Source organism: Paenibacillus sp. J22R3, assembly GCF_056269305.1.
Window position 1 is genome coordinate 440,552 of sequence record NZ_JBWDNS010000005.1, and the last position, 26,083, is coordinate 466,634.

Below are 26,083 nucleotides of genomic sequence, written 5' to 3' on the forward strand. Positions count from 1 at the left end.
TTCTTCTAGCGTACAAGTTGTATTCAAGAAAGTTTCACTCATACTTTTCAAACTTTTTTTAATGATTGAAAAATGCGAGCTGGATGAAGAATAAGACCGCGAACAAATAGAAGATCGGGTGGACATCTTTGCTTCTGCCGCGTACCAGCTTCAGAACCGGATAGACGATAAATCCTACGCCGATGCCTGTCGCTATGCTATACGTTAAAGGCATAAGGACAACGATGAGGAATGCAGGGAATGCTTCCTCGATGTCATGCCACTCGATTTTGCGCAGCACATTCAGCATCAAGAAACCGACGATAATAAGTGCAGGCGCTGTAATTGCCGGAATGCCTGCCAGTATGGATACCACAGGTGAGAAGAATAAGGTTACCGCGAGAAGGATACTAACGACTACAGCTGTAAGCCCTGTTCTGCCGCCGATCGCAACGCCTGCACTGGATTCAATATAAGCGGAAGTCGGACTTGTTCCAAGCAGCGCACCGACCGTTGTACCGGCAGCATCAGCCAGCAGCGCCCCTTGCGAACGCGGAAATTTATTGTCTTGTAACAGATTGGCCTGCTCGGCCACCCCCAGCATGGTTCCTGTCGTATCAAACAAGGTGATCAGCAGGAAGGTGAAAATGACCGAATAGAGCCCTTTCGCAAACACGCTGCCAATATCCAGCTGGAAGGCTGTTGCAGACAGTCCGCTAGGCATGGAAACAATGGCATCGGGAAAGTGCATCTGCCCGGTTATCAACGCTATGATGGCTGTAATGATCATGCCTATAAATAGAAACCCGCGTACCCGGTAAGCCATTAGGATAAGAGAAATAACAAGGCCTACTATAGTAAGCAGCGTCATCGGCGCAGAGAGATCGCCCAGTGTCAGCAGTGTTGCCGGAGAGTCGACGATGATCTTTGCATTTTGCAAGCCGATGAAGGTAATGAACAACCCGATCCCTGCCGTGATGGCATGTTTCAGACTTGTAGGAATCGCATCGAGCAGCGCGTAGCGGAACGAAGTGAGTGACAGCAGCACGAACAGAATTCCCGCAACAAACACGGCTCCAAGCGCTACCTGCCACGATATCCCGCTTCCACCTACGACACTGAAGGCAAAGTAGGCGTTTAACCCCATCCCGGGCGCAATAACGATCGGATAGTTTGCGAATAAACCCATAATTAGCGTTGCGACTATACTGGCCAGCACCGTTGCGATGAATACGCCGTGAAAATCCATGCCCGCTTCGCTCAGAATGCCCGGGTTTACGATGACGATATAAACCATGGTTAGAAACGTCGTGATCCCTGCCATGATTTCGGTTGACACCGTAGTGCCACGTTCTTGCAGTTTAAATAGGTTGTCCATGTCTTGCAGCGCCTCCTGTAAACCTTGTTGACCTAGCTTCCCCCAAATCAAAAAAACCTAACCTGCACGCATAGGGATAGTCATAGATACACGTATTCTATGGGCTGCCGATGAAATTTACAGGAATATTGTCTCTGTTCGCCTTTGTGTGAATCGAAACCTGATATAATAGAATGCAGTTTATGAGAATTCAATTGCAGGAGACGATTATGACGATATCACTCCCTTTTTCCATTAATGACACCGAGTGGACCGCGCTCGTTATGCAGGTGGGTACCCATTTCGACGACCTCACGATCAAACGAGGCTTCCAATACTATAAACAGGACCGGGTCCATTCGGCCATCATGACCGAACCTACAGTAATAGAAGCTTCGGTGGACGGCTCAGAGATGTACGATGTAAGTTTGTACCTGGATGATCTTCCGGAAAGCACGTGCACTTGTCCTGTCAAATCGAAAGGCTGCAAGCATGTTGTCGCAGTCTTGCTCTATTACGCCGCCTCGCAAGGGCGTTCCGTGCATGCCATTGTGAATGCTCGCTCCGCGGCAACTGCTCATGCAAATGCCGCGGCTAAAGGCGCTATAGGGACCGGAAAGGCTCAACCGGCCGTTCGCCCCGCAGCACTTCGTGCGGATGAGCTCGCAGCACTGAGCATAGCCGAGTGGCATGCGCGGTTTGGCAAGACGTTAGGCCCTTTCAATCACAGCCCTCGCTTCTTGCAGGAAGCGAAGGAAATGCTCTCGGGCATCCACAGCATGAAGCCGCCTCTCACACTGGTGCCGGAGCAGCTGTTTAATCTGCATGCTTACTTGTTCGTGCTGGAGAAGCTGGTGAAGCCGGCCCAGGAGGACTGGCGCCATTCCGGCCATTTCATGGGGTATCATACCCAGCTTGCGATGGATGAGCTGCTCGAAGCTGCGCTTCGCTGTTTAACCGAACCGCTGCCTATTGGTTCAGAGTCCGATTATTGGCCGCGCCTGAAGGAAACGCTGGCTTATTTGCGAGCGCATATGCTGAGGGAAGATCGCAGCTTGAACTGTTTTGCCAAGCTGTATCAGCTGTTCTGGATGAAGTGGATCCGTCCAAACTTGGATGGCAGCGAAGAGCTGGTGCAAGACGAATTGCGCGAGCTGCAGCAGGCCGAAGACGTTCATGGGCAGCATCTGTCCCGTGTGCCTTGGATGCTGGCGCAATGTTTGCTGTTCTTCGAACTGCACCAAGACGAGGACGCTTGGGCGCTGCTTCAAGCAGAAGGTAAACGAGCCTCTCTGCAGCCGAGCCAAGTAGACCCTTTATTAGAAGCGCTCGTGCAGGCTGAGGCATGGCCAAGGCTCGTGAACTGGCTGGAACAGGTCGGTCCGATGCTCAGCCGTTATCGCAGCGATGACTTCAATTCCTATGGCGGCTATTGGGAGACTGCGCTCACGCATGTTCAAGATGCGGAGCCGCGGATGTGGGCGACGCTTGGCGCCATGCTCCCCTATTCCCGCAGTCTCTACGAAGAGGCGCTGCTGACCTACGGCAGATGGCAGCAGTGGATGGATTATCAAATCAGCTCTGGTAAAGAGCCCCTTGCGTTTAAGGTCGGTGTGCTGAAGCCGATCGAGAAAGAAGCGCCGGAGCTGCTGCTTCCTTTCTACCATCAAGCCGTTGAGCGTTACGTGCTGCTGAAGAATAGAGACAGCTATAAGGCTGCCGTGAAGCTGTTGAAACGTCTGAACAAGCTGTATAAGAAAACCAAGCAGGACGAGCGCTGGGAAGTCTTCATCGGCGGTTTTGTTGCCCGCCACAGCCGCCTTCGGGCCTTGCAAGAAGAGCTTCGGAAAGGAGGATTGCTGTCATGAGCACGTACACGGAGACGATCTCGATTCAAGTCAGCCTGACTTCGCATGGGGATGCACTCATTCACGGCACGATACCGGGCCTCCTCGTAACGGGCGTATACGTGAAGCATCGGCTATTCGCATGGCACGCGCCTTCCTTCTACGGAACGGAGCTGGAGATCGAGAAGGTCCAGGACATGGAACTTGTGGTGCTCCCCTCAGAGCATGTCATTTCCTTCTTTGGCGAGCGCCGGCTGCTGGAGCATATGGAGTGGAATTGGGAAAATGATGCCGAGGCGCTGGTAAAGCTGGCACCTGTTCTCTCCGCATGTCTAGAGGAACGGAAGTATGCGCCAAGCTTCGCGGCTTACCGGAGCGGCAAGCTGCAGTGGATCTGGGACGAGGCGCAGCTGGATGCCGAGGCTATTGGGCTGCTTCGGCAATATGGATTGCAGGCCGAAGCCGGTGTTGATGACGGTGGGGAAAGCGAAGATGATGCTTTCTTCGCCGGTTTGCGCGCCGCGTTCTCGGCGGCTGTGTACGCGCGCTATTATGGAACGGAAGAGACAGCGGCAGATTTGCGCCGCGACTTCCCGATGCTCTTCGCGAAGGATCGTGCATCGGCAGTCGCCGGCATGGATGCACAAGCCTGGCTTGTCGCAGCCGGCTGGAAGGCCGATACGTCGCCGTTCCGGCCCTTGCTGCAGCTGCTTGAGCCGTCGGATGAAGGCGAGGATGAGTGGCAGCTTGCGCTCGTGCTGCAAGATAAGCGCGAGCCTTCGCTGCTCGTTCCGCTGCGGCTGACGAGGGATGGCTCGGCGCTAGGCTCGTGGCCGACTTCTTGGACGCCGCATGTGCGCGAGCGTTCGGCCGCTTGGCTGACGCATCTGCAGGCAAGCTTGCCTGCAGAACGGCTTGACGGCGGCGACGACGATGTCTTGAATGGCCCGCTGACCGATGCTGATGCATGGCAATTCTTGACCGAGGGCAGCCAGCGGCTGCTCGCAGCGGGCTGGCAAGTGCTGCTTCCCGCTTGGTGGGAAGCAGCCAGCCGCAAGAAACCGCGGCTGCGGGCCAAGGTTCGTCCGGGCGCAGGCGGTGATCGCACAAGCGGCGACGGTTCGCTGTTCGGTCTTGATTCGCTCGTGGATTTCGACTGGCGGATTGCGATCGGGGATACCGATCTGACCGAGGAGGAATTCATGGAGCTTGTTGCCCGCGGCGAACGTCTCGTCCGTTTCCGGGGCCGCTGGGTGCCGCTGGATCCGGTGCTTCTCGCGCAAATTCGCAAAGCGATGGCTAGTGTGGATCGCAGCAGCGGCTTGTCTTTTCAAGACATTATGCAGCTGCATTTGCTTGGGAACGGTGCGGATGGCGCGGTTGACGGTGCCGCAGATAGCGGCGGCGCTGTCGGCGGCGAGGCAGATCCGGGCCGTGTTCAGCTTGAAGTGGAGCTTAATGAGCATCTGACGAAGCTCATGGCGCAGCTGACGCAGCAGACGGAATGGCCTTCGGTCCCTATTCCTGCAGGCTTGCAGGCGGAGCTGCGCAGCTATCAACGGGATGGCTTTGCATGGCTCGCCTTCCTGCGCCGCTTCGGACTCGGCGCTTGTCTCGCCGACGACATGGGGCTTGGCAAAACCGTTCAGTTTATTACCTACCTCCTCCATGTGAAGGAGATGACTGAGCTTAACGGCGATGGTCGTGGTGATGGCTGCGGTGGGGCGGTTTCGGTACCTTCTCTGCTTATTTGTCCGACCTCCGTGCTCGGCAATTGGCAGAAGGAGCTCAAGCGATTCGCCCCCTCGCTGCGCATCATGCTTCATTACGGAAGCAGGCGGCAGAGCGGCGAAGCTTTCCTCGCAGAGGCGAAGGAAGCGGATCTTGTGCTCACTTCGTTTGCTACCGCTGCGCTGGATCAGGATACAATCAGCAGTTTTAACTGGTCTTCGGTCTGCCTGGATGAGGCGCAGAACATTAAGAACGCCGGGACCAAACAATCTGTGGCCATCCGCAGCTTCCCTGCTCGGCACCGCATTGCGCTGACCGGTACTCCCATTGAGAATCGACTTTCCGAGCTATGGTCGATCTATGATTTTATCAATCCGGGGTATCTCGGCAGCTCTCGCGCCTTCAATGAGCAATTCAGCCAAGCCATCGAGAAGGCGCGCGATGAGGAACGTACGCAGGATTTGCAGAAGCTGGTGAAGCCGTTCATGCTTCGCCGCAAGAAGAAGGATCCCGCGATTCAGCTCGATCTGCCGGATAAGAATGAGATGAAAACCTACATTAATCTCACCGCAGAGCAAGGCGCGCTCTACGATCAGACAGTTAATCAGCTGATGGAGAAGATGCAGTCGCTGGAGGGCATTGAGCGCAAAGGCGCCATTCTCGCTGCGCTTACCCAGCTCAAGCAGCTATGTGATCATCCGATGCTGCTCACGAAGGAACCGATTCCGGAACCGGATGAGGAAGGGTTGCTGGCTACGGAGCCCTTGATCGGCCGATCGGCTAAGCTGGAGCGACTGCTGGCGATGGTAAGGGAGTTGCGCGAGGAAGGCGAGCGCTGTTTGATTTTCACGCAGTATATTGGGATGGGGCAGATGCTGCAGCGGGTGCTGGGGCAGGAATTGCAGGAGCCGGTGCTCTATTTGCACGGCGGAACGTCCAAGACGGGCCGCGACCGGATGATCGAGCAGTTCCAGTCACAGTCTCTTCCGGCTGCGGAACAGCCGAACGTGTTTGTGCTGTCCATTAAGGCCGGAGGAGTCGGGCTGAATTTGACAGCGGCGAACCATGTCTTCCACTTTGATAGGTGGTGGAACCCGGCTGTAGAGAACCAAGCCACCGACCGGGCATACCGGATGGGCCAGACTCGCGATGTGCAGGTGCACAAGTTCATCTCGCTCGGCACGCTGGAGGAACGCATCGACGAAATGCTGGAGAGCAAGCAGCAACTGAGCGACAACGTCATCACTAGCTCCGAAGGCTGGATCACCGAACTGTCGACCGAAGCGCTGAAGGACATGTTCACCCTGCGCCGCGATTGGATGGTAGGTTAGCCGGTTTGATAATAATGCTTTCTCAAAATTGCCGCATTAGGGCGGCTTTTTGAGAAAGCTTTTTTTGTGTCGTGCTGCGCAAGCACCAGATGCCTCGTTCGCCGCTCCTGCAAACTAAGCAGTTTGTTCCTGAACGATCCACCCGTTGTCATTTTGCGATTCGAAAATTCTAACGAACCGTAGAGGTCTTATTCGGTGAAATTCGAACAATATAAGGCTGTAAATTCAATAATAAGACCTGTAGGATCCGTTAGATTTTAAAAAGCACTCTTTTACCCCAAATAAGCCCTCAGTGGTTCGTTAGCGTGTAAGTCTGCTGAGAAACTGTTGCGATGGCATCGACAATCGAGCGAGGACAGCGGACAGCCCCGCAGTTGAAGGGCATTGGAGTCAACAACAAAGGCGACCCTTCCAAGGCCGCCTTCTTCTATCTATTTCACCTCAACCGCAAAATAAAACTCTGCCTGCCCTTGGTCAAGGAACCACTCGCAATGAATGTGGTACAAGTAAACACCTTTCTCGGCGGGGACGTAGTAGGGATCACCCTGATAATCCTTGCTTGTATGGGTCAGCGTGAACTCTTTAATCCCCGGCGGCGGGACTTGCTCTATTAGAGCACCACCTCCGACGACGACGGATTCCACTTCCGGTATAGATGCATCCACACTTGTGCAGGTTGCAGAATCCCGAGCGGATGAGCCGCACCACGAGTAGGCGCTTAGTTTCACGGGAATCGTTTCCCCATCGATAACGATCTTCGGTAATGGAGGTTTATCCCCTTTGATCCATCTTGAAGCGATTGCTTCCTGGACCGCCCCTTCCCCTGCCTTGTTCTGATGCGAGCCGAGGAGGAATCCTCCATAGAATGCACATGCGAGCGCAATCAGCTCAATCAATATGATGTTAGTTCTATTCATGCCAGCTCCCCCCTTTACCTCACCAGACGGCCGCTCTACATAGAAGGTTGCACGCACAGCACACTCACAGCTCCGTTTCAAGCAAAGAGCCCAGCCACTAACCGGCTGAGCTCTCTCTCCGTTCATGCTGCAAAAACCACTGGTACAGCTCCGTATTCCGGTACGTCTCACTCATGATGGGGTGCTTCAGCCCCGGGTAGCTCGTGAAGGCGATATTGCCGCCGATCGCTTGGAGTGCCTGCACCATATCGCGAGAACCGCTCACTGGCACAACATCGTCGTCTTCGCCGTGGAACGCCCAGATCGGGACGTCCTTCAGCAAGGCCGCTGCCTCGGGCTGGTACCAACCGGAGAGCGGAGCCACCGCCGCGAAGCGCTCCGGATAACGAGCCGCCAGATCCCATGCCCCGTTGCCGCCCATACTAAACCCGGTTAAATAAAGACGCCGCTCATCAATCCGGCAGGTCGCAACGAGATGATCGATCATCGCCATCACGCCATCGCGCTCGATCGGCCAGAACGAATGTGTCCTACACTGCGGAGCCGCGACGACAAATTTGAAAATGCCGCGGCTCTCCGCAATTGCCGGCAGCCCGTATCCGTCAAGCGCGCTCAGGTCGTCGCCGCGACGATTAATGCCGTGAAGAAACACGATCAGCGGCCAATTCTTCTCTTCGTGCTCGTCATAGCCCGATGGCAGAAAGAGCTGATAGCCAATCGAGATCGGCTTCCTGATTTCGGTCTGCAAGCTTTGCTTATACAATGCCATTCACAGCGTCCTCCCGCCAATTAACTTGGTAAAATAATACATCCACCAAGTCCGAATGACAACAATAAAATAGGACACCTACAAAGGTGCCCTGCTACAACTAAGATGAGACCGGATAATTCACTTGAAATTGCGCGCCTTCCACCCATTCGCCTCGTTCAAAGTCCCTGCCGATCACGAGCACACGATCGGGATACACTTCTACATAATAGCCTTGACTGCCGTCCTTATGCTCATCCTCATCGGTCCATAGGTAAGCCGTCGAAGCGGCATTAAACATCGCCGGCAGCTGCCCGCCCCCGTCGAAGAAATTATGCGGTGCATCCAGCTCCCAGTGCGTGTGACCGGTGAATAGAATCGCTTGGCGATGTTTGGCCAGCACGGCTTTGAGCTCCGCATCCTGCGTGACGCCATACCAGTTCTGCGCTTCCAGCGAGCCTGCAACCGTATCCTTCAGCGGCTGATGCAAGAAGACAAACACCGGCTTATCGGGCGAGGCCTCTTCGCCAAGCTTCGCATCCAGCCAAGCAAGCTGCGTCTCCGACAAGGTGCAGTACAGACCGATCCCCTCCTCCGTTCCGAGGAAGATAAAATGATACCCTTCAATCCAATGGTCATGATACATGCCGCTCATGCCGGTTTGCGCTAAGAATAGCTCCATGTGATGCTGCCATTCATCACCAATATCATGATTGCCGCTCGTCACGTACAACTTCGGGAGCGCCTCTCGGCTCGCATTCCAAATCCGGTTAAATTCCTCATACTCCTCGATAAACCCGTTATCCGTCAAATCGCCGGCATGCATGATACCGCAGCTTCCTTCACCATTCGCCGCAATATCGGCCAGCGCCCGCTCCAAATTCCGATTATGCTCATGCGCCGGATCATTGTTAATATGCGTGTCCGTTATGACTTGGAAGGAGAGCAAAGGCCGCTCCGAGAGCTCTTGATTAATTTTGATTTCCATAGAATGCAAATATCCCCCTTTGAAGTCGGTTTCAATGCGCCTTACTGCTCACTTGCAATCCGATAACACCAACAAGGATCAAACCAATCCATAAGAAGGAGACCGGAGGCAGTTTCTCGTCGAAAATAAAATACCCGGCAATCGTAATCAGCACGATTCCGACACCTGACCAAACGGCATAGACAACGCTAACCTGCAAATAACCAAGCGCGTAATTAATTAATGTGAAGCTTGCTGCATAGCAGACAAACATGATAATCGAAGGAATCAGCTTCGTGAAGCTTGCGGACAATTTCATCGAAATCGTACCGGTTAGCTCGAAGGCGATAGCAATCGCTAATAGAATCCAACCCACGGTGCTCTCACCTTTCATCATAGCTGCTTACGCAGTTCTAATTCAGACATAGAGACGATAACGGCATCCGCATCGGGCAGCTTCGCCCTAGCGCCATCACTAGCGTCGGCCGCAATACCGATGGCAACTGCCGCTCCGGCGAATCGGGCCATCTTCATATCGCCATTGGTATCCCCGATGACAGCCACCCTCGAAGGAGAAAGCGACAGCCTCGAGCAGGCCAGCTCCACCATATCCGGGAACGGCTTGCCCCGCTCCACCTGATCCGTACCGATACAGGCTGCAAAATAGGACGTAAGCCCAAGCCATTCCAATTGCTTGACGGCTGCCTCGGTCTCATCCGCAGTTACGACAGCAAGGGTAAGCCCGTTCTCGCGGCATTGCTCCAGGAAAGGAATGACGCCGGGAAGCGCTTTGGCTGCTCGCGCCGCGTTAAGCTGCTCATCCGCATATTGCCGGCATTGCTGCACGGCGAGCTTCGCCTCGGCCCATGATAGGCCCGCGAGATAACCTTGCCAGGCGAGCACGGCAACCAGATCATCGATCGTGCCCATCGCAAGGGGACCATTGCGATCGTAGTCGATGATCTCCCCATTCGAGGCATGACGCGTCCCCCATAGGGTTGCGATATCGAGCTGCATCGGCGGCAATTGGTTTGCCTCGAGCTGGTTAGCGAACGCGTCCAGCATATGCTCGCTCCATTTGCCCCAAGTGAAGATAAAATCGATTAACGTGCCGTCCTTATCAAATAAAATAGCATCAATCGGATAACTAACACCTGCTGCCGTCAATTGATTCAAGTCTTCATCCCCCTCATTACCACTATACTCATATCATGCGCCTTCATCAATCGCAATTTGTTCAATAAATATTTAATTTTTGTCCAATAACAGCATATTCACGTATTTAATGATTTAAATTCAATAATTATTGAACTAAATAAACAAGGTTATTTCGTTTCTCCCATCGGTTTGGTATAATTTCTCGGAACCCTTGTACATTCGGAGGCGGAGGCGTAGAACGTGAAGAAAGTCACTTCGGGGAAACTGAAAGAACCGGTGTCGCCGCGCGAGCAGTTTCGCATGAAGGTCATCGATGCCATTGCAAAAACAATGGACTTGTACGGCGTTAATTATTCCTTTGGCCAGCTCTACGGCATTATGCTCTTCGAGGATCGGCCGATGACCCAAGAAGAGATGCAAGCCAGCATGAACATGAGCAAGAGCAATATGAGCTACGCCGTCCGCGCATTAATCGATTCCAAAATGATGGTCAAACTCGAAGAGAAGGCTGACCGTAAAGAGCTCTATGAAGTCGAAACGGATTTCTTCAAAGCGTTCCAACAATTCTTCGCAGCGAAGCTGCAGCGGGAAATCGATGTCATGCGCAGCGCTATTGACGAAGTGTTCCCTTCCTTATCGGAGATGATCCTCGAGCTGGACACCTCGGAGGAAGAGCGGATGTTATGTCTTAAGGACCTCCATAAATTAAAACACGCCGTACGTTATTATGAATGGCTGCAGCAATTCGTCAACCAGCTGGAGAGCGGACAATTCTTTCAGGGCTACTCAACTGAATAACACGTATATGCAAAAGAACCTTCAAACCCACTATTGCAGTGGCGTTGAAGGTTCTTTTTTCATAAACGCGATTAGCTTTCACCTTGTGGCTCCATCTTCTGCTCAAACGCAGGCAGATCCAGCTCACCGGAGATGAACAGCCGCTTTAGAAGATATGGATTCTGCAACGAGGTTGTCATGCCATCATCGAACGTAAATGCATAATCATACCCGCTGTCCTTCACGATCTTCATGGTCTCAAAGCTGCGCAGTCCATACGGATAAGCGATGACACGAACAGGTTTGGAGAAATGATTCTCAAGTGCGGCCTTGGAACCGGCAATTTCATCAACCTGGCCTTTCGCCGTGTGGAGGGGCAAATACGGATGCGTCCTCGTATGTGACATCAGATCCCAGCCGCTGCTGCCGAGCTGATCAACTTCGCTCCAATTCATATAGTCCGGCCCGCCAACCCAGTTGGTCACCAGAAACTCCACAGCCACATAACCATACTTGTTCAAGATCGGATAGGCATTCGTATAGTTGTCCTTATAGCCGTCATCGAACGTGATCAGCACATTTCGTCCATCGTTCGGCATTTTTCCATTCATTAATAGCTCGAATTGATCCAAGTTAATGCTCCGATAGCCTTGTTCGTGCAGCCATTGCATCTGTTCCTCGAGGTGAGCCGGACTGACCACATACTCCCCTGATTTCTTATCCGTAATCGAATGATAGCAGAGCACCGGAATCTGAACCTCTGACTCCCTGCCCGAGGCGAAAACAACCACCGCTTTCTTGTAGGTAAGCAGCTGATTGACACCAATAGTGAAGGATAGAATTGCAAAAATAAAACCAACGCACAGAATAAGAAGCTTGCGCTTGTAACGTCTATTCACTATGATCTTTTCTCCCGATTTTGCAGATTAGTTTTCACACTAGTTATTACTAAACCATACTAAATAGATCTAAATATAAAATAGAGATTCAATTCAGTAGGCTACTATGTTACGATACATCACATACATGATTTCATAGACGATGAAATGGAGTGTTCTTACTTATGATGAAACGCACTGCTGTGAAGATGCTGAGCATCGCCTTGCCAGTGGCTCTTCTTGCTGCAACGGCACAACCTGCAATCGCTGCTTCGAAGAAAACAGAGCTGCTTGTTTCGGCTGCCGCAAGCTTGAAGGACAGCCTTGCTGAAATCGAGAAAGGCTATGAAGCCAGCCATCCTACGATTGACTTGGTGTTTAACCTTGGTTCATCCGGTACCTTGCAGAAGCAAATCGAGCAAGGCGCTCCTGCTGACTTGTTCCTCTCTGCAGGTCAGAAACAAATGGACGCACTTAGTGATGCGAAGCTAATTGACCGCAGCTCGCTGCTGCTGAAGAATGAGCTCATCATGGTCGTACCAACCGACAGCAAGAAAGCATTTACTACCGTTAAGCAAATGGCGGATAAAGATATCGAAACGATTGCGATCGGTCAACCGGAATCCGTTCCGGCCGGTCAATATGCGAAAGAAACGTTAACTACTCGCAAGGTATGGGATTCTGTTACATCCAAACTGGTCTACGCTAAAGACGTTCGCCAAGTGCTGACTTACGTAGAGACCGGGAATGTAGATGCAGGTTTCGTCTATAGGACAGATGCGCTCACTTCCAAGAAAGTAAAAGTGGCTCTTCGTATTATTCCGGGCGTTCATAAGCCGATTCTTTATCCGGCCGGTATCGTGAAAGACACGAAACATCTGAAAGAGGCTGCTGATTTCTATACGTATTTACAAGGCAGCAAGGCTGATGCTATATTCGTCAAATACGGTTTTATGCTGCCATAAGTCATAAGTCAGGATGATGAACAATGGATTGGCCAACCTTTCTTGAACCCATATCACTTTCCATCCAAGTATCGCTGATCGCCAGTGTCATCATGCTGGTGTTATCCGTCTTCATCGCTTGGCGGATGGCCCGAATGCGATTCTTCGGCAAAAGCATTGTCGATGCGATTCTGATGCTCCCGCTCGTGCTTCCGCCAACGGTCATCGGGTTCATCCTGCTCATTACCTTCGGTCGGCGAAGCTGGGCCGGCAAGCTCTATGAGCAGCTGTTCGGCGGTCCGATTATTTTCACTTGGGAAGCTGCCGTCATCGCTGCTGTAGTCGTCGCGTTTCCGCTAGCTTATCGTACAATGAAAGCCGGCTTTGAGGGAATAGACCGCTCACTGGAAAATTCGGCAAGGGTGTACGGAGCGTCCGAATGGCAGGTGTTTCGATATATTACGCTTCCTCTCGCTTTTCGCTCGGTGACGACCGGCTATATTCTGGGCTTCGCACGCGGGCTCGGCGAATTCGGAGCAACGCTCATGATCGCCGGGAATATTCCGGGCAGAACGCAGACGATTCCTACCGCCATCTATGTTGCGATGGACGGAGGCAGCATGCGGATGGCATGGGCGTGGGCCGGATCCATGGTGGTGCTCTCCTTTATCATGCTCCTGATCGTCAATCGAATAACCAAAGAAGATCACTAATTGGAGAATCTCCTTTGCCTCGCATGCTGCGTGGCGAAGGGGATTTCATGCATAAGAGCCCCTCGCCGTGCACATCGAAGTGAAGTGCTCGCCGAGGGGCTCTCTTTGTCATTTTACATATCGAGCAGAATCCGTCCGCTCTCCTGCAAATCATAACCGCGAATGCTCCGCAGCTCACTTTGATAAGCGTCGGATTGCAGAATCTGCACGACAGCTTCAATCCACCGCAGATTATCCGGTCGCTTCAGCATGACCAGATCGTAACGCTCCTGAATAAGCGGCACGAATTCCACGCCTCCGACGATGTTTGCTGCCTGCTCGATCCCAACGCCAACATCGGCTTCACCCGAGGCGATTTTGCCGGCGATAGCCAGATGGCTATGTTCTTCATCCCGGTAACCGTCAAGCTGCTGCGCTGAAATCTGATGCAGCCTCAGCTGTTCATCGAGCAGCACGCGCGCACCCGAGCCTTGCTCGCGGTTCACGATTCTTAGCCCCGGCTGACTCAAATCTCCCCATGTCCGGACCTGCTTCGGATTCCCTTGTTTGACATAGAAGCCAGCCGAACGCGCGAGCAGATGAACGACAATGACCGGCTTGCCGACAAGTAACTTGCGAATATAGGGCAAATTATATGTACCTGTATCCCCGTCAAGCAAATGGGTGCTTACGATGTCGGATTCGCCCTTGTACATGGAGATCAAACTGTCCATGCTGCCGACGAATGAACGCAGCGGCCGATAGCCTGGCAATTGCTTCTCCATATGCTTACTCAGCATGTCGAGGCTAATATCATGGCCGGTGATGACAAGCGAGCGTTCTGAAGCAGTACCCGGCTGCGGTGCAAACGGAAAAGTCGAGGCCGACGACGATGTGAGTCCCTGCGACTGCGAGTGTGACTGTAATTGCTGGTGCGCGGCTCCTTGACCGGAGGCTCCGGTTCCTTGGGCCCGATGCTTGTACACGTCAAGAGCGGAAGCATCCACCCGGATCTGCTTCCCGACCCGGTAAGAAGGGAGCTCGCCTTTCTTGATCAGATCATACACGGTGAGCTTGGATATTTTGAGCAGCTTGGCTATTTCTTCGGTCGTATAAGACGTATCGCTGGACATAGACACCTCTTTGTCATTTGTACTGTTCGTTCAATTATGACAGCCATTTCTTGTTGTTTCAATATGAATAGAAGGTGTATGATGGTTAAACACTTAGAACCAGAGGGATTTGCACAACATGAAAATCAGAGATTGGGATTCAAATTTAAAAATCCGCCTTGGCGGGGAAGCTGCTTTTAACGTTATTTTCTGGACCTTCTTTCCTTTCCTCTCCATCTATTTCACCCGCGAGTTCGGCAAAGGCTGGACCGGTGTCCTCCTCGTATTGTCTCAGCTGTTATCCGTATTTGCGAATTTGCTCGGTGGCTACTGCGCGGACCGTTTCGGACGCAAGCGCATGATGGTGTTTGCCGCATATGGACAAGCCATCGGTTATGGACTGTTCGCCCTTGCCGCATCTCCGTGGCTGTCGATGCCGATTCTCGGTTTCACCGGCTTCACCATGGCGAGCTTCTTCGGTGCCTTGTACTGGCCTGCCAGCCAAGCGATGGTCGCCGATGTGGTCGAGGAGAAAGACCAGGCGAGTGTCTTCGCCATCTTCTATACCGCGGCCAACGTAGCCGTTGTTGTCGGACCGTTGCTCGGGTCGCTATTATATGAGGATAATCCATATTCGGTATTGATGGGAGCCGCCATTATCTGTATGCTGCTCGCGCTCTTCATGAACTACCGCCTGCAGGAGACGCTTCCGGAGAAACTCGCCGAACGCAAACGCTCGAATGCCGGCGATCCTTGGTACCGTGCAGTCGCTGTGCAACTGCGGGACTACAAGGTTATCGCGTCGGACCGCGTCTTTCTGCTCTTCACCATAGCGGGCGTTCTGCTCTCGCAAACGTTCATGCAGCTCGACCTCTTGTTCCCGGTCTTCTTGAAGGAAACCATTCAGCAAGCCACGATCTTCTCGTTCAAGGACTGGCATCTGGAAGTCACCGGACAACAGTTGTTTGGCCTGATCGTATCGGAGAACGGACTGCTCGTCGCCCTCTTCACCGTCCTTGTGACCAAGTGGATTGTCGGCTTCCGCGATCGGTACATCTTCATCGGAGGTGCCTTACTCTATGCCGTAGGCATTCAGATGTTCGGCCTCATGTCCACCTTCTGGGGCTTCACGCTCGCGATTGCCATCTTCACCTTAGCTGAGCTGATGTCCGCAGGACCGCAGCAGGCCTTCATTGCAAGGCTTGCGCCGGAAGAGATGCGCGGGCAATATTTTGCCGCCGCCAGCTTGCGCTACACGCTCGGACGGACACTCTCGCCGCTCACCATTCCGCTAACCAGCTGGATTGGCTTCACATGGACGTTTACGTTGCTGGCCGTCCTCGCCGCATTCTCTGCGGTCATTTATAACAGCATGTTTAACTTATTCGATAAGCAGTCGGCATAAGCGGAAGGTCAGCGCTAGAGTGCGTCGAGAAAACCGACGTTTGATACTAGATCGTGCCGTGTGCCGGAAGGTAGAAAACCGATGTTAGGACTCCGACCGCCGCGATGAGCGCATGCTTGATCGTCGCATTTCAGCGCTAACGGTTGTCACAGTGGTTATTTGGCCCCAATTTCCCCTTTTTATTTTCTAACGGTTGCCAGCGAGCTTATTTGAACGATTTCCACTGGGAATCGACCCATTTGCCGCAAATAACGTCTGCCACAACCGTAGATTTTCAAAATAGCTGATTTGCATGAAATAGTTACGCTGACAACCGTTAGGACAAACTCAGCCTGCTCCAGTTGTCGGCCTCATAAAGATGTAAGTGCATACAGAAATACAGAAAAACCTTATCCTGCATGGGCGGCTCGCAACGTTCGCGGTACCTCCAAGCTAGGTAAGGTTTATTCATGTTATGCAGCTGCCTACTCTCGGCCCATATAGAACAGCTCTTCCATCACACACCAAAGTCGCTCCGCTTCCGGTTTATCCGTCCACGGCTCGAAATGCGGCTCCATCGCTACGCCCCAATCAGGCGGTGTTTCGTTCGTTGAGAGCAGTCCCTTTCGAGGTGCCTCCACAATTGCGGGGAGCTCCTGATAGGAGAAGATATATTCGCCCAGACTGCCGATTATATAATATTTGTTGAACAATCTCGGTTTCTCTTCCTGCAGCTGATAATGCAAGAATACATAACTGGCGTACTGATCCGGCTTCAGCCTCGACAGACTGCCGACCCGCTGCGTTGGCCGGTAGTCCGGATGCCGCCAAGGTACGTCAGAGTGCGGAAGGTCATCGTGAAAAATATCATTCATCCGCAGCTCGAGGCTGCCCCCATCTCCGCCGATATTCGGCCATGTTTCCAGCAGTGCTGACAGCTTCTCATCGGCAGCCCATAAGCGAGCCCGCTCGACCTGATTGCTGGTGCCGTCGCTATTGCCGCCTTGCAACTGCTCCAAATAAGTAAACAGGTACCGCCCTTCGCGAAATACGCTGCATGTTTCTACGCCGCACTGCTTCAGCCGCGCCTTTAATGAAGCATCCGCTCCAGCCAGCTCGGTCAGGAATGCCTCCTCCATACCCGGCTTAATGGCAGAAATCCAGATGATCCGTTCGATCTCATTAGACATGTTATTCACTCCAAGGCTCCTGATAGGATGGATCGTTTGCGAACCGGGCCATGCCGAGTTCAAGCGTCGTATGGCTGCCTGGCTCAATCGTCACTTGCAGCCACTTATCGTTTACCTCTGCAGCAGCTGTTGCCGATTGCGGATTGAACAAGCCGCTTGGCAGCTTCTCCATCGTCGTGGACGCGCTAAGCTGGCTGCCATCGTTCACAGCAGCGCCAAACACCGTATACGCCACATTCGTGAATTGATGCTCGCCGAATGCGCCTGCTTGCAAGATTACGCTGCGGGACTCTGTCGGGTGAAGATTGACCAGCTTCACCGTCGTCCGTTCCGCTTCCAGCTTCTCAACCAGCGCCGCCACATCGGCAGGCAATCCCGGTCGCTTCGCATCGGCATCGTAATAACGGAGCCTCGCCTGCAGCAGACCACCGTTATACAGCGGAGACGGCGCACCGAGTGTAAGCTGCAGCAACCCTTCCAGCGTTACCGTATTGCGAATTTGCAAGTAATCGTCCCGGTAGCCGGCCGGATCTTCCGTATCCGTCCTCATGAAGCTGAGACGTTGATAAATCTGCGTCAAATTATAGTTCAGAATCTCTTCCGGATAGCTCGGATATTCCCCTTCCAAATAGGAAACCCAGCAATAATCATGCCCGGCTTGGTCCTTGTTCCGGAAATAACGGATTTGATTGTAATCCGGCTTAGCATAATTGCGAAGCGATTTTAGAAGCGTATGGTCGGCTTCCTCCATCGACATGTACCAGAGATGCGTCGGATAGAACGGCTCGATGGTCGTGAACTCGAACGCATGATCCTTCCACGTCACCGTCTTCCCATCATCATCGAGAATAATATTGGAGGTCGTATACTGATACCAACCCGGATCGCCGAATTTATTAGGCAAATAGCGGGTACCATCTTCCCCAACAATCGCCTTGTCGTTCATGATGGTCAGCTGTGAGCGCAGAAACTCCATGTATGCCGGATCCCGTTCGAGCAGCAGTGCATTTTGCGCAGCTACACCAACGCCTTGACCAATACTTACCCAGCCATGCGGCCAAGTCCAGCCATACCAACCGCCGTACCACTTGCCGCCGTTATGCTCCCCGATGATCCCGTTCAAGCCGACATTATCCGGAATCAGGCCGCCGTTCTGTTTTGCCCTGTCGATCCAAGCATCAACGTACTCCTTCACCCATGTTTTGTACTTCGGATCGCCCGTGTGCAAATACGCATTCGTCACCATGCTGGTGGCGAGCAAATTCAGCGGAATATCGCCGCGCGAGGCACGTTCGACAATCGCCTTGCCCATCGCCAGCGCGCCTTCGTCATGCTTCAAATCATCCAGCGTTGCCACGCCCGGCACATCCTGGAAGTGCAGTCCGTAGTGCTTCATCCAATCGATATAGTACCAGCCGCTAAAATGAGTCGTGAAATTGCGGTCAGTCGCACCTTTGCTGCCTGAATGCGGATAAGGTATGATGCGATGCTCCGGGTCATAATTGATCGCTTCCGGGTCTTCGTTTAGGAATAGTCCGGCAAAACGCTTCGCCCGCTCTTTGATAACCGGATCATTCGGGTCCATCAAACCCATATGGTAGAACATCGTATACCCTTCGCCTTGGTGGAACCAGTCATAGCCCTGCTCATATTCCTTCTCGACCATTTTGTGGCCGGTACCGGAATCGTAACGCGCGAATTGCGTCGTAATCGCGTCGAATTCCTTCTTGGACAACGTCTTAAACTTCTCATGACCGCCTAAGATATAGAACAACGGCCAATTGAAAAAGCTCTCGTACATATCGTCCAACGCATCGATGCCGGTATGAGTATCCGTGGTTGGCCACAGAATCGTGCCGTCCGGACGAATATACCGTTCCAATAACGGCTCTACCGCGTCGTTCATCAGATTGATGAGCTGACGCTCCAGCAGCGCCCACTTCGGCGGCTCATAGAAAGCAAGATTAGCATGCAGTTTAAGCATAGCCATGCTCCTTCTTCCAGTTCTCGAATTCAATCTTCGCTTCTGCGTTTGGCGGGTAATGCGTGTGCAGAGACGCGCCTTCGTCCAGCTTCATCTTAATCCAGCGCTCCTCCAGCTCATCATGCGCTCTGGCAATCTTGACGATATCCTCCACGCATTGCGGCGGAATCGCTACAGCCCCATCACGGTCTACCAAAATAATATCGCCCGGCACGACAGACACCCCGCCGCAGCGAATCGGTTCATTGAAACCAACGGACATCAACGACCGCGGAATCGCGCCGCCGTGAACGCCTCTGGCCAGCACCGGGAAATTCACTGCTTTTACCCGCTGCAAGTCGCGGATACAGCCATCCACGATAATGGCTTGACCACCAAGGTAACGCAGACGACGTGTAAAAATATCACCGATTACGCCGGTTTCCATATGGCTGCCGGTATCAATCACGAGCACATCATTCGGCGTAATCGACTCCAGCGCAACCCGGTGCGGCGATTCCGGAAGGGTGTCATACTGCTGCTTCACGAGATCCTCACGAAGTGGGACGAAACGCAAGGTTACCGCGCGGCCTACCGCACTTTCCTGACCTTCGGGGAAGCTTAGCGGCATAATGCCTTGCATATAGGCGTTGCGGTACCCCATCTCAACAAGGGTATGGGAAGCTGTGCTTACACTGACCAGTTTCAATTCCTCCAGCAATTCATCGCTGATCGTATGGGTGTTTTTCACAATATAGGTCATGGTCGCAAACGCTCCTTTAGATGGTTAATTAGTTGGGATCATGAATGGGATTAATAGGATTAGGCAAATAAGGACGGGCTGTCGGCGAACAAACTCATCACTCGGCTGTGATCTTCCGGCGCCAAGCCTTGGCCGTCGCAATAGGAGATGTTGGCACGCAATGAGCGGCTTGAAGCGGTGCCGGTCAGCGTGACATGAATATCCGGATTTTGCAGGCTAAAACGCATCCCCGGCTCAACCAGCCCTTTGGGCTCCGTGCGCCGCAGGAACGCTAAACTCTCCATACGTCTGGCTGCTTCGCTGGTCAGTTCTTCATTCAGGAACTTCGCAGGCGCATCCGCAAGAAGCCCCATGCCGAGAACGCTGCCGTTAATCACCGCGATGTTCTTCTCCTTGGCGAGCGGAATGATCTCCTTGGCAGCTGAATAATCGAGCAGCATATAACGTGCGTAGAATTGAATGGAATCGAACAAATCGGTCTCCATATAACGTTTCAGCAAATCTAGGTTGCGAGTCGTTACACCGAGATAACGAATCTTGCCTTCTTCCCGCAGCTTCTGCATCGCCGGAATCGCTTCGTTGATAATGACGTCATACGGTTTCTTCTCCACATCATGGAGCTGAAGCAGATCGATATAATCCGTCTGTAAGCGCTTTAGACTTTCTTCGACGGAGTTCATGATGCCCGCGTAATCGTAATCCTTATCGAAACGCGCCGCTTTCGTGGCGAGTACAATCTTCTCGCGTCTTCCACCGACGAGTGCCCGGCCGAAGCGTTCTTCCGATAAGCCGCCTCCGTATAACGGAGCCGTGTCGATGAAATTAACGCCCAGATCCAGCGACTCGTGAATGACGCGCTCGATTTCCGCTTCATTGACATCCTTGAAGTCGCCTCCGATTGGTGCGCCTCCCAGGCCAAGCTTGGATACCTTAAGTCCCGTTCGTCCAAATGTCGTATACTCCATGCCTCAGCGTCCTTCCACTTAAGAAGTATATTGATTTTGTTATTTCGTCTTCCATAAACTCAATATATACTATTATTATCGCGAATCGGATACCTGTTTTTTGCGATTTATATACCAACTTTTTGCGGAGCTGATGAAGATGTACGATGCCCACTTTTTAGCCAAACCCGATTTCAACCGTTTCCCGGCATACCCAATTGGCATTGGCCATATCTTCGATGAGCCCAATCACTTCGTTAATGGCATGCGTTATGCACAGAATTTCTACAATATTCACTTTGTCGTACGAGGCAGCGGGTGGCTCCGAACGAGTGTCGGATCCGTTGAGCTGAAGCCCGGCATGGGCTTCGTCTATGCGGAGGATCAGCATCAGCACTTCGGGACCTACGCGGATGACCCGTGGGAAGTGTGGTGGATTTACTTGAGCGGGGAAGGAATCCGGGATTTGATCGGCGATAAGCGGATCGGAGATGTCTGGGCTTTCTCGTATGTAGGCAATACGCGGCTGATCGCGCTTATGGAAGAGCTTTGGGACGCGGCAAGCAAGAACGATATGGCCTGCGTACCACGGTATGCCGCCTTATCGTATGAGATCCTGCTCGAAATTCTGCTCCATTCCGCTGACTTGAACGCGCCAAGCGAGCCCGGCTTGGTGCATGCCATCAGGCGCGCCGCCGAATTCATGCGCATGAACTGCGCCAAGGATTTGCCGCTGCAGAAGCTGGCCGATCAATGCGGAATAAGCCCGGCTTATTTCAGCCGGACTTTCCACATGCAGATGGGGATGCCGCCGCTAACCTATCTGAATATGCAGCGCATTGAGCTTTCGAAGCAAATGCTGATTACGACGTCCAAACCCGTGAAACAGATCGCCATTGAGGTCGGCTTCTCGAAGCCGAGCTACTACATCGAGCGCTTCCGCCTCGCCGAAGGCGTAACGCCCTCTGTGTTCCGTGACCGGTACATGAGGCCGGAGGCGCTGCCTTAGTAAAGAGGAGAGACGCCGCGCAAGCAATACTACGCAATAGAGGCGCCAATACTGCAACACAAAAAAGCTGCCCCCAAGTCACAAGATGCACTTGGGGAACAGCTATTCATGGAGCTACTTTATGCCGTTAAGCCTGCGGCTGCGGTACGATCCGATACACCGCCGCACCTGTGCCAGCACCGGCCTCCGCTTCACTCTCGTCGCCGAGAATTGTCCAGCCATGCGACAAGACCCCCGACAGGCGCGCCTTCTCCGCCGGCGTCAGCGTAGTGACAACCGCTTCGCGGCCTTCCTCGAGCACAAGCTCAGGCTCCTGAACGAATGCAATGGCAATCCAGCTGCGAATGCCGCGAATGGTATTGTATTTGATCTGATACCCGGAGCGAACCGCCGCTTCGAACGTTGCCGGTTCTTTGGCAGCGAAAGCCGCCAGCTCCTCGTAGTTGAACTCATAAATGCTGGTGTCATCCTTCGGCAGGTCGCCTTGCTGAGTACGACGAATCAGTTCATCGTCCGACCAGCCCAGTACACGCAGCGATTCAATCAGCATTGCGTCCCATTGGGATAATTTCACCCGTTCCGTTCCTTCTGCTGCCATCATGATTTCCTCCCTACTGTATCAATCCATTCTACTCCAGCGCTACAAAATGACCCGGGCTGACTTCCCGCAAATCCGGCACGATTGCCCCGGCATCTTTCGTCCAGATCACGCGCTCGCTTACTGCACGCGGGTCCGGTACCGGGATCGAGGATAACAGCGCCTTCGTATAAGGATGCAGCGGATTCTCGTACAACTCCTCGCTTGATGCTACCTCGACCAACCGGCCGCCGTACATGACGCCAATCCGGTCCGAAATATGCCGTACCATCGACAAGTCATGCGCAATGAAGAGATACGTTAAGCCAAACTCCTGCTGCAAATCTTCCAGCATGTTAATGACCTGCGCCTGAACGGATACGTCGAGTGCCGAGATCGGCTCGTCGCATACGACAAAATCCGGTCGCACCGACAATGCTCTGGCAATTGAAATCCGCTGACGCTGACCGCCGCTGAACTCATGCGGATAACGAAGCAGATGCTCCCGCTTCAGTCCAACCCGCTCGAGCAGCGCAGCCACGGCGTCCTTGCGTTCAGCGCCGCGATGCAGCCCGTGAATATCCATAGGTTCCCCAATTAGCTCCAGCACGTTCATGCCGGGATTAAGCGATGAATACGGATCTTGGAAAATCGATTGGATGCGGCGACGGAACGGCTTCAACTGCCGCTCGCCAAGCGATGACAGCTGATGGCCGTCAAAGTGAACCTCACCCGCTGTATAGTCATAAAGCCGAAGCAAGCAGCGGCCGACAGTAGACTTACCGCTGCCGGACTCGCCGACAAGGCCGAACGTTTCTCCGCGTTTGATGCCGAAGCTGACGCCGTCAACGGCCTTCAGCACCGCGGTCGGTCTTCCCCATACATCTGTGCTCTTCGTGAAATGCTTCTTCAATCCTCGCACTTCTACGAGCAAATCATCACGTCGTTCACTCATGGTTGCCGACCTCCTTATCAACCGTTAACCAGCACAGCGAACGGTGCCCCGGCGAAACCTCCGTGACCGGCGGCAGTGCTGCGCACTTGGACATGGCATGCGGACAACGCGCCATGAACGGGCAACCCGGCGGCGGGTCTATTAAATTAGGCGGAGTGCCGTCGATTGGCACCAGCCGCTCCTTGGAGCCATTGCCCGGCTTCGGCAAGGAACGAAGCAATCCTTGTGTGTAAGGATGCTGCGGACTGTAGAAGATCTGCTCTACCGGTCCTTCCTCCATCACCATGCCGCCGTACATGACGACAACGCGGCTGCACACCTGCGCAACTACGCCTAAATCATGCGTAATGAGCGCGATTGCAGTCTGGGAGCGTTCTTTCAACTCCTTGAGCAAATCCAGAATTTGCGCCTGAATCGTCACGTCGAGCGCCGTTGTCGGCTCATCGGCAATGAGCAGCTCCGGCTGGCAGGATAGCGCCATCGCGATCATGACCCGCTGACGCATACCCCCGCTGAACTCATGCGGGTATTGACGCACGCGCCGCTCCGGCTCCGTAATGCCGACTTGTCGCAGCATCTCGATCGCCTCGGCGAGCGCGGCTTTCGGTCTCAAGCCGCGATGCCGCTCAATAATCTCCGACATCTGCTTCCCGATCCGCTGTACGGGATTGAGCGCCGTCATCGGGTCCTGGAACACCATCGCGATCCGATTGCCGCGCAGCTTGCGCCATTCTTTATCCGTTAGATTGGTGATTGATCTCCTGTCAAACTCAATATCCCCTTGAAGCACTTTGCCCGGCGGCGGAATAAGTCCCATCAGCGCTTTGGCTGTTACACTCTTACCGCTGCCGGATTCGCCGACGATGCCGACGGTTTCCCCTGCATCAATATGAAAGCTGACGCCGCGGACAGCTTGATTCTCCCCCTCACGGGTAAAGAACGAAACCTTAAGGTCCGTGGCGGTCAGTAAGCGTTTTGTCATCTGTGACTCACTCCCTTGTGCCTGGTTCACCGGTTATCTCCGAGTGAGCTTCGGTTCAAATCCGACGCGCAGAATATCACCCAGCACGTTGAAGCTAAGAACCGTCAGTAATATAAATAGTCCTGGAAACACCGCCAAGTAAGGCGCCTGTGCGATATAGCCCTGCGCATTGTTGAGCATGCTGCCCCACGTTGCGCTAGGCGGCTGCACCCCAAAGCCCAGAAAGCTAAGAGATGACTCCATCATAATCGCGTTACCGATCGTATTCGTAGCGCCTACGATAATGACAGGCATCAGGTTCGGCAGAATATGCCGAATGATAATGCCGACGGCGCTCTGCCCGGAAGCTTTGGCATATAGCACGAATTCACGTTCTTTCACCGTCATCGTCTCGGCCCTTATAATTCGAGCGATATTCATCCACATTAATAATGCAATAATTAGAATAATGCTGCCGACATTCGGCTTCAAGAAAATGCTGAGCAAGAGCAGGACTAGGAACGAAGGAATCGACATGATGACCTCCACGCCCCGCATGAGTACATTATCCAGCTTGCCGCCGAAATAGCCGCTGATCACCCCGATGGTGACGCCAATACCCGTCGCCACTAACATGGATGCGAAGCCAACCATCAGCGACACACGACCACCGAACAAAGCCCTTGTAAAATAATCACGACCGAAGTCATCCGTCCCGAACCAGTGGGCCGAGCTCGGCTTCTTCAGCCGTTCCAATACATTCAATTGATTGGGATCCTGCGAGGAGAGAAACGCCAGAATAGCGCCGATCGTCAGCACCGCCAAGATAACGACGGCCGCGATCCCAAATTTATTCGACAGTAGCTCGATTCTAACATTGCGCCATTTGGTGCGATTCATGAAGTCACCTCGTCTGTTTGATTCTCGGATCGGCAATGCCGTACAGCAGATCCGCGGCCAGATTCCCTATTATCAGCATCACGGATGAGAACAGCGTTATGCCCATAATAACGGGATAATCCATTCCCCTCGCGGCTGTCATGCCCAGTGATCCGATACCCGGCCAGGAAAATATCGTTTCCGTCACGATAGCGCCTGCCACCAAATCGGCCATGGACAGCCCAAGCAGCGTAATAACAGGCAGCAGCACATGCTTCATGACATGGCGATACAGAATCTTCATTCGAGTTGAACCGAATGCATATTGGATTTGTACATAGTCTTCTTTCAATTGTCCGATCGTACTCGAACGGATATAGCGCACATAGCCGGGCATGAACCCGAATGCCAACACGAGACAAGGCAGAATGCCATGCTTAATGACATCCCAAGCAGAGCTCGTACCGATTGTCCGCATGCCCATACTTGGCAGCCAGTGCAGCTTAACCGCAAAGAAATAAATAAACAGAATGGCAAGCCAGAACAGCGGCACAGAAATACCGATATAGGATAGGAAATTAATCAGCTTGTCCACCCATTTATTGCGGTATGCCCCTGCCAACAGCCCCAGCGGGATCGCAAGCAGTACGGCCAATCCAATCGCGGCGCCCATCAGCCCTGCCGTTGCAGGTAACCGATCGATGATTTGCTCTGTCACCGGCTGATGATTAATGAAGGAGTAACCCAGGTTACCTGTAAGGCAAGCTTTCAGCCACTCCCAATACTGTACAATCGCGGGCTGATCGAGCCCCATATTATGCCGAATCCGTTCAATATCGTCCGCATGCATGGCTGGCGTAACGAACGAAAGCACCGGATCGCCCGGAGCCATCTTAATCATAGCAAAGCAGACAACCGAGACGAAGAAGAGCATCGGGATGGTCTGCAATAATCGTTTGGCAATGAGCTGTCTCATGCTGGATTCTCCTTGCTTTCAAGTAGCAAAAAATAAGCTGGAAC

Annotated in this window: 24 protein-coding genes; 7 read left to right on the forward strand and 17 right to left on the reverse strand. The window is 53.1% G+C overall.

All coding sequences use genetic code 11. From position 1 onward, the window contains the following. Window positions 1–58 precede the first annotated feature (58 nt). Window positions 59–1,357 carry an NCS2 family permease gene (locus AC0YN4_RS23145; protein WP_475836879.1) on the reverse strand — a complete coding sequence of 433 codons (1,299 nt, stop codon included), beginning with the start codon at window positions 1,355–1,357 and terminating at the stop codon, window positions 59–61. Between the two features lie 182 nt (window positions 1,358–1,539). Here AC0YN4_RS23145 and AC0YN4_RS23150 point away from each other — a divergent pair, with 182 nt between their 5' ends. Together AC0YN4_RS23150 and AC0YN4_RS23155 are read left to right on the forward strand one after the other, a co-directional pair. Continuing rightward, window positions 1,540–3,204, forward strand: coding sequence for an SWIM zinc finger family protein (locus AC0YN4_RS23150; protein ID WP_475836880.1), 1,665 nt, complete (start codon window positions 1,540–1,542; stop codon window positions 3,202–3,204). Continuing rightward, window positions 3,201–6,245, forward strand: coding sequence for a DEAD/DEAH box helicase (locus tag AC0YN4_RS23155; RefSeq protein ID WP_475836881.1), 3,045 nt, complete (start codon window positions 3,201–3,203; stop codon window positions 6,243–6,245). The genes AC0YN4_RS23150 and AC0YN4_RS23155 overlap by 4 nt, the downstream gene beginning before the upstream one ends. Before the next feature lie 431 nt (window positions 6,246–6,676). Here the strand turns inward: AC0YN4_RS23155 and AC0YN4_RS23160 are convergent, their stop codons facing one another. From AC0YN4_RS23160 to AC0YN4_RS23180, 5 genes are all read right to left on the reverse strand, one after another. Continuing rightward, window positions 6,677–7,162, reverse strand: coding sequence for a hypothetical protein (locus AC0YN4_RS23160; RefSeq protein ID WP_475836882.1), 486 nt, complete (start codon window positions 7,160–7,162; stop codon window positions 6,677–6,679). Window positions 7,163–7,259: 97 nt separating this feature from the next. Next, window positions 7,260–7,931 (reverse strand): carboxylesterase family protein, encoded by a 672-nt coding sequence (locus AC0YN4_RS23165; RefSeq protein ID WP_475836883.1) that lies wholly within the window; start codon window positions 7,929–7,931, stop codon window positions 7,260–7,262. 100 nt (window positions 7,932–8,031) lie between these two features. Then, window positions 8,032–8,898 carry a metallophosphoesterase family protein gene (locus AC0YN4_RS23170; protein ID WP_475782839.1) on the reverse strand — a complete coding sequence of 289 codons (867 nt, stop codon included), beginning with the start codon at window positions 8,896–8,898 and terminating at the stop codon, window positions 8,032–8,034. A 31-nt stretch (window positions 8,899–8,929) separates the two neighbouring features. Beyond that, the gene (locus AC0YN4_RS23175) at window positions 8,930–9,271 is read right to left on the reverse strand and encodes a DMT family transporter (protein WP_475836940.1); all 342 of its coding nucleotides are present in this window, start codon (window positions 9,269–9,271) and stop codon (window positions 8,930–8,932) included. Continuing rightward, window positions 9,271–10,053 carry an HAD family hydrolase gene (locus AC0YN4_RS23180; RefSeq protein ID WP_475836884.1) on the reverse strand — a complete coding sequence of 261 codons (783 nt, stop codon included), beginning with the start codon at window positions 10,051–10,053 and terminating at the stop codon, window positions 9,271–9,273. Before AC0YN4_RS23180 ends, AC0YN4_RS23175 begins: the two co-directional genes overlap by 1 nt. A gap of 222 nt (window positions 10,054–10,275) precedes the next feature. On the opposite strand from AC0YN4_RS23180, the gene AC0YN4_RS23185 reads away from it, so the two are divergent. Then, a complete protein-coding gene (locus AC0YN4_RS23185) occupies window positions 10,276–10,833 on the forward strand; it encodes a GbsR/MarR family transcriptional regulator (RefSeq protein WP_475782842.1) in 558 nt (185 codons plus the stop codon). Between the two features lie 71 nt (window positions 10,834–10,904). Here the strand turns inward: AC0YN4_RS23185 and AC0YN4_RS23190 are convergent, their stop codons facing one another. Then, the gene (locus AC0YN4_RS23190) at window positions 10,905–11,711 is read right to left on the reverse strand and encodes a polysaccharide deacetylase family protein (protein ID WP_475836885.1); all 807 of its coding nucleotides are present in this window, start codon (window positions 11,709–11,711) and stop codon (window positions 10,905–10,907) included. Window positions 11,712–11,875: 164 nt separating this feature from the next. Here AC0YN4_RS23190 and modA point away from each other — a divergent pair, with 164 nt between their 5' ends. Both modA and modB read left to right on the forward strand, forming a co-directional pair. Beyond that, the gene (modA, locus tag AC0YN4_RS23195) at window positions 11,876–12,655 is read left to right on the forward strand and encodes a molybdate ABC transporter substrate-binding protein (protein ID WP_475836886.1); all 780 of its coding nucleotides are present in this window, start codon (window positions 11,876–11,878) and stop codon (window positions 12,653–12,655) included. A 23-nt stretch (window positions 12,656–12,678) separates the two neighbouring features. After that, on the forward strand, window positions 12,679–13,347 hold the full coding sequence (gene modB, locus AC0YN4_RS23200) for a molybdate ABC transporter permease subunit (RefSeq protein ID WP_475836887.1): 669 nt from the start codon (window positions 12,679–12,681) through the stop codon (window positions 13,345–13,347). Between the two features lie 113 nt (window positions 13,348–13,460). On the opposite strand, the gene AC0YN4_RS23205 is transcribed toward modB, so the two are convergent. After that, a complete protein-coding gene (locus AC0YN4_RS23205) occupies window positions 13,461–14,459 on the reverse strand; it encodes a substrate-binding domain-containing protein (protein ID WP_475836888.1) in 999 nt (332 codons plus the stop codon). Between the two features lie 118 nt (window positions 14,460–14,577). Between AC0YN4_RS23205 and AC0YN4_RS23210 the strand changes: the two genes are divergently transcribed. Continuing rightward, on the forward strand, window positions 14,578–15,843 hold the full coding sequence (locus AC0YN4_RS23210) for an MDR family MFS transporter (protein ID WP_475782847.1): 1,266 nt from the start codon (window positions 14,578–14,580) through the stop codon (window positions 15,841–15,843). A 464-nt stretch (window positions 15,844–16,307) separates the two neighbouring features. Here the strand turns inward: AC0YN4_RS23210 and AC0YN4_RS23215 are convergent, their stop codons facing one another. The 4 genes from AC0YN4_RS23215 to AC0YN4_RS23230 are packed head-to-tail and all read right to left on the reverse strand — an operon-like array spanning window position 16,308 to window position 20,703. Then, window positions 16,308–17,012: a hypothetical protein gene (locus AC0YN4_RS23215; RefSeq protein WP_475782848.1), complete on the reverse strand. Its 705-nt coding sequence runs from the start codon at window positions 17,010–17,012 to the stop codon at window positions 16,308–16,310. A gap of 1 nt (window position 17,013) precedes the next feature. Beyond that, entirely contained in the window at window positions 17,014–19,002 is a 1,989-nt protein-coding gene (locus tag AC0YN4_RS23220; RefSeq protein WP_475836889.1) for a DUF8034 domain-containing protein, read from the reverse strand. Beyond that, window positions 18,989–19,738 (reverse strand): RraA family protein, encoded by a 750-nt coding sequence (locus tag AC0YN4_RS23225; RefSeq protein WP_475782850.1) that lies wholly within the window; start codon window positions 19,736–19,738, stop codon window positions 18,989–18,991. The genes AC0YN4_RS23220 and AC0YN4_RS23225 overlap by 14 nt, the downstream gene beginning before the upstream one ends. A 59-nt stretch (window positions 19,739–19,797) precedes the next feature. Further along, entirely contained in the window at window positions 19,798–20,703 is a 906-nt protein-coding gene (locus AC0YN4_RS23230; protein WP_475782851.1) for an aldo/keto reductase, read from the reverse strand. Between the two features lie 139 nt (window positions 20,704–20,842). Between AC0YN4_RS23230 and AC0YN4_RS23235 the strand changes: the two genes are divergently transcribed. After that, window positions 20,843–21,691 carry a helix-turn-helix transcriptional regulator gene (locus AC0YN4_RS23235; protein WP_475836890.1) on the forward strand — a complete coding sequence of 283 codons (849 nt, stop codon included), beginning with the start codon at window positions 20,843–20,845 and terminating at the stop codon, window positions 21,689–21,691. Window positions 21,692–21,818: 127 nt separating this feature from the next. Here AC0YN4_RS23235 and AC0YN4_RS23240 read toward each other — a convergent pair whose 3' ends face one another. Genes AC0YN4_RS23240 through AC0YN4_RS23260 form a run of 5 tightly spaced genes read right to left on the reverse strand, consistent with a single transcriptional unit; the run spans window position 21,819 to window position 26,039 of the window. Beyond that, complete coding sequence (locus AC0YN4_RS23240) at window positions 21,819–22,289, reverse strand: hypothetical protein (RefSeq protein WP_475782939.1); 471 nt, start codon at window positions 22,287–22,289, stop codon at window positions 21,819–21,821. A 31-nt stretch (window positions 22,290–22,320) separates the two neighbouring features. Then, window positions 22,321–23,223 (reverse strand): ABC transporter ATP-binding protein, encoded by a 903-nt coding sequence (locus AC0YN4_RS23245; RefSeq protein WP_475836891.1) that lies wholly within the window; start codon window positions 23,221–23,223, stop codon window positions 22,321–22,323. Next, the gene (locus AC0YN4_RS23250) at window positions 23,216–24,205 is read right to left on the reverse strand and encodes an ABC transporter ATP-binding protein (RefSeq protein WP_475836892.1); all 990 of its coding nucleotides are present in this window, start codon (window positions 24,203–24,205) and stop codon (window positions 23,216–23,218) included. The genes AC0YN4_RS23245 and AC0YN4_RS23250 overlap by 8 nt, the downstream gene beginning before the upstream one ends. A gap of 33 nt (window positions 24,206–24,238) precedes the next feature. Beyond that, complete coding sequence (locus AC0YN4_RS23255) at window positions 24,239–25,084, reverse strand: ABC transporter permease (protein ID WP_475836893.1); 846 nt, start codon at window positions 25,082–25,084, stop codon at window positions 24,239–24,241. A gap of 4 nt (window positions 25,085–25,088) precedes the next feature. Further along, window positions 25,089–26,039: an ABC transporter permease gene (locus AC0YN4_RS23260; protein ID WP_475782856.1), complete on the reverse strand. Its 951-nt coding sequence runs from the start codon at window positions 26,037–26,039 to the stop codon at window positions 25,089–25,091. Window positions 26,040–26,083 lie beyond the last annotated feature (44 nt).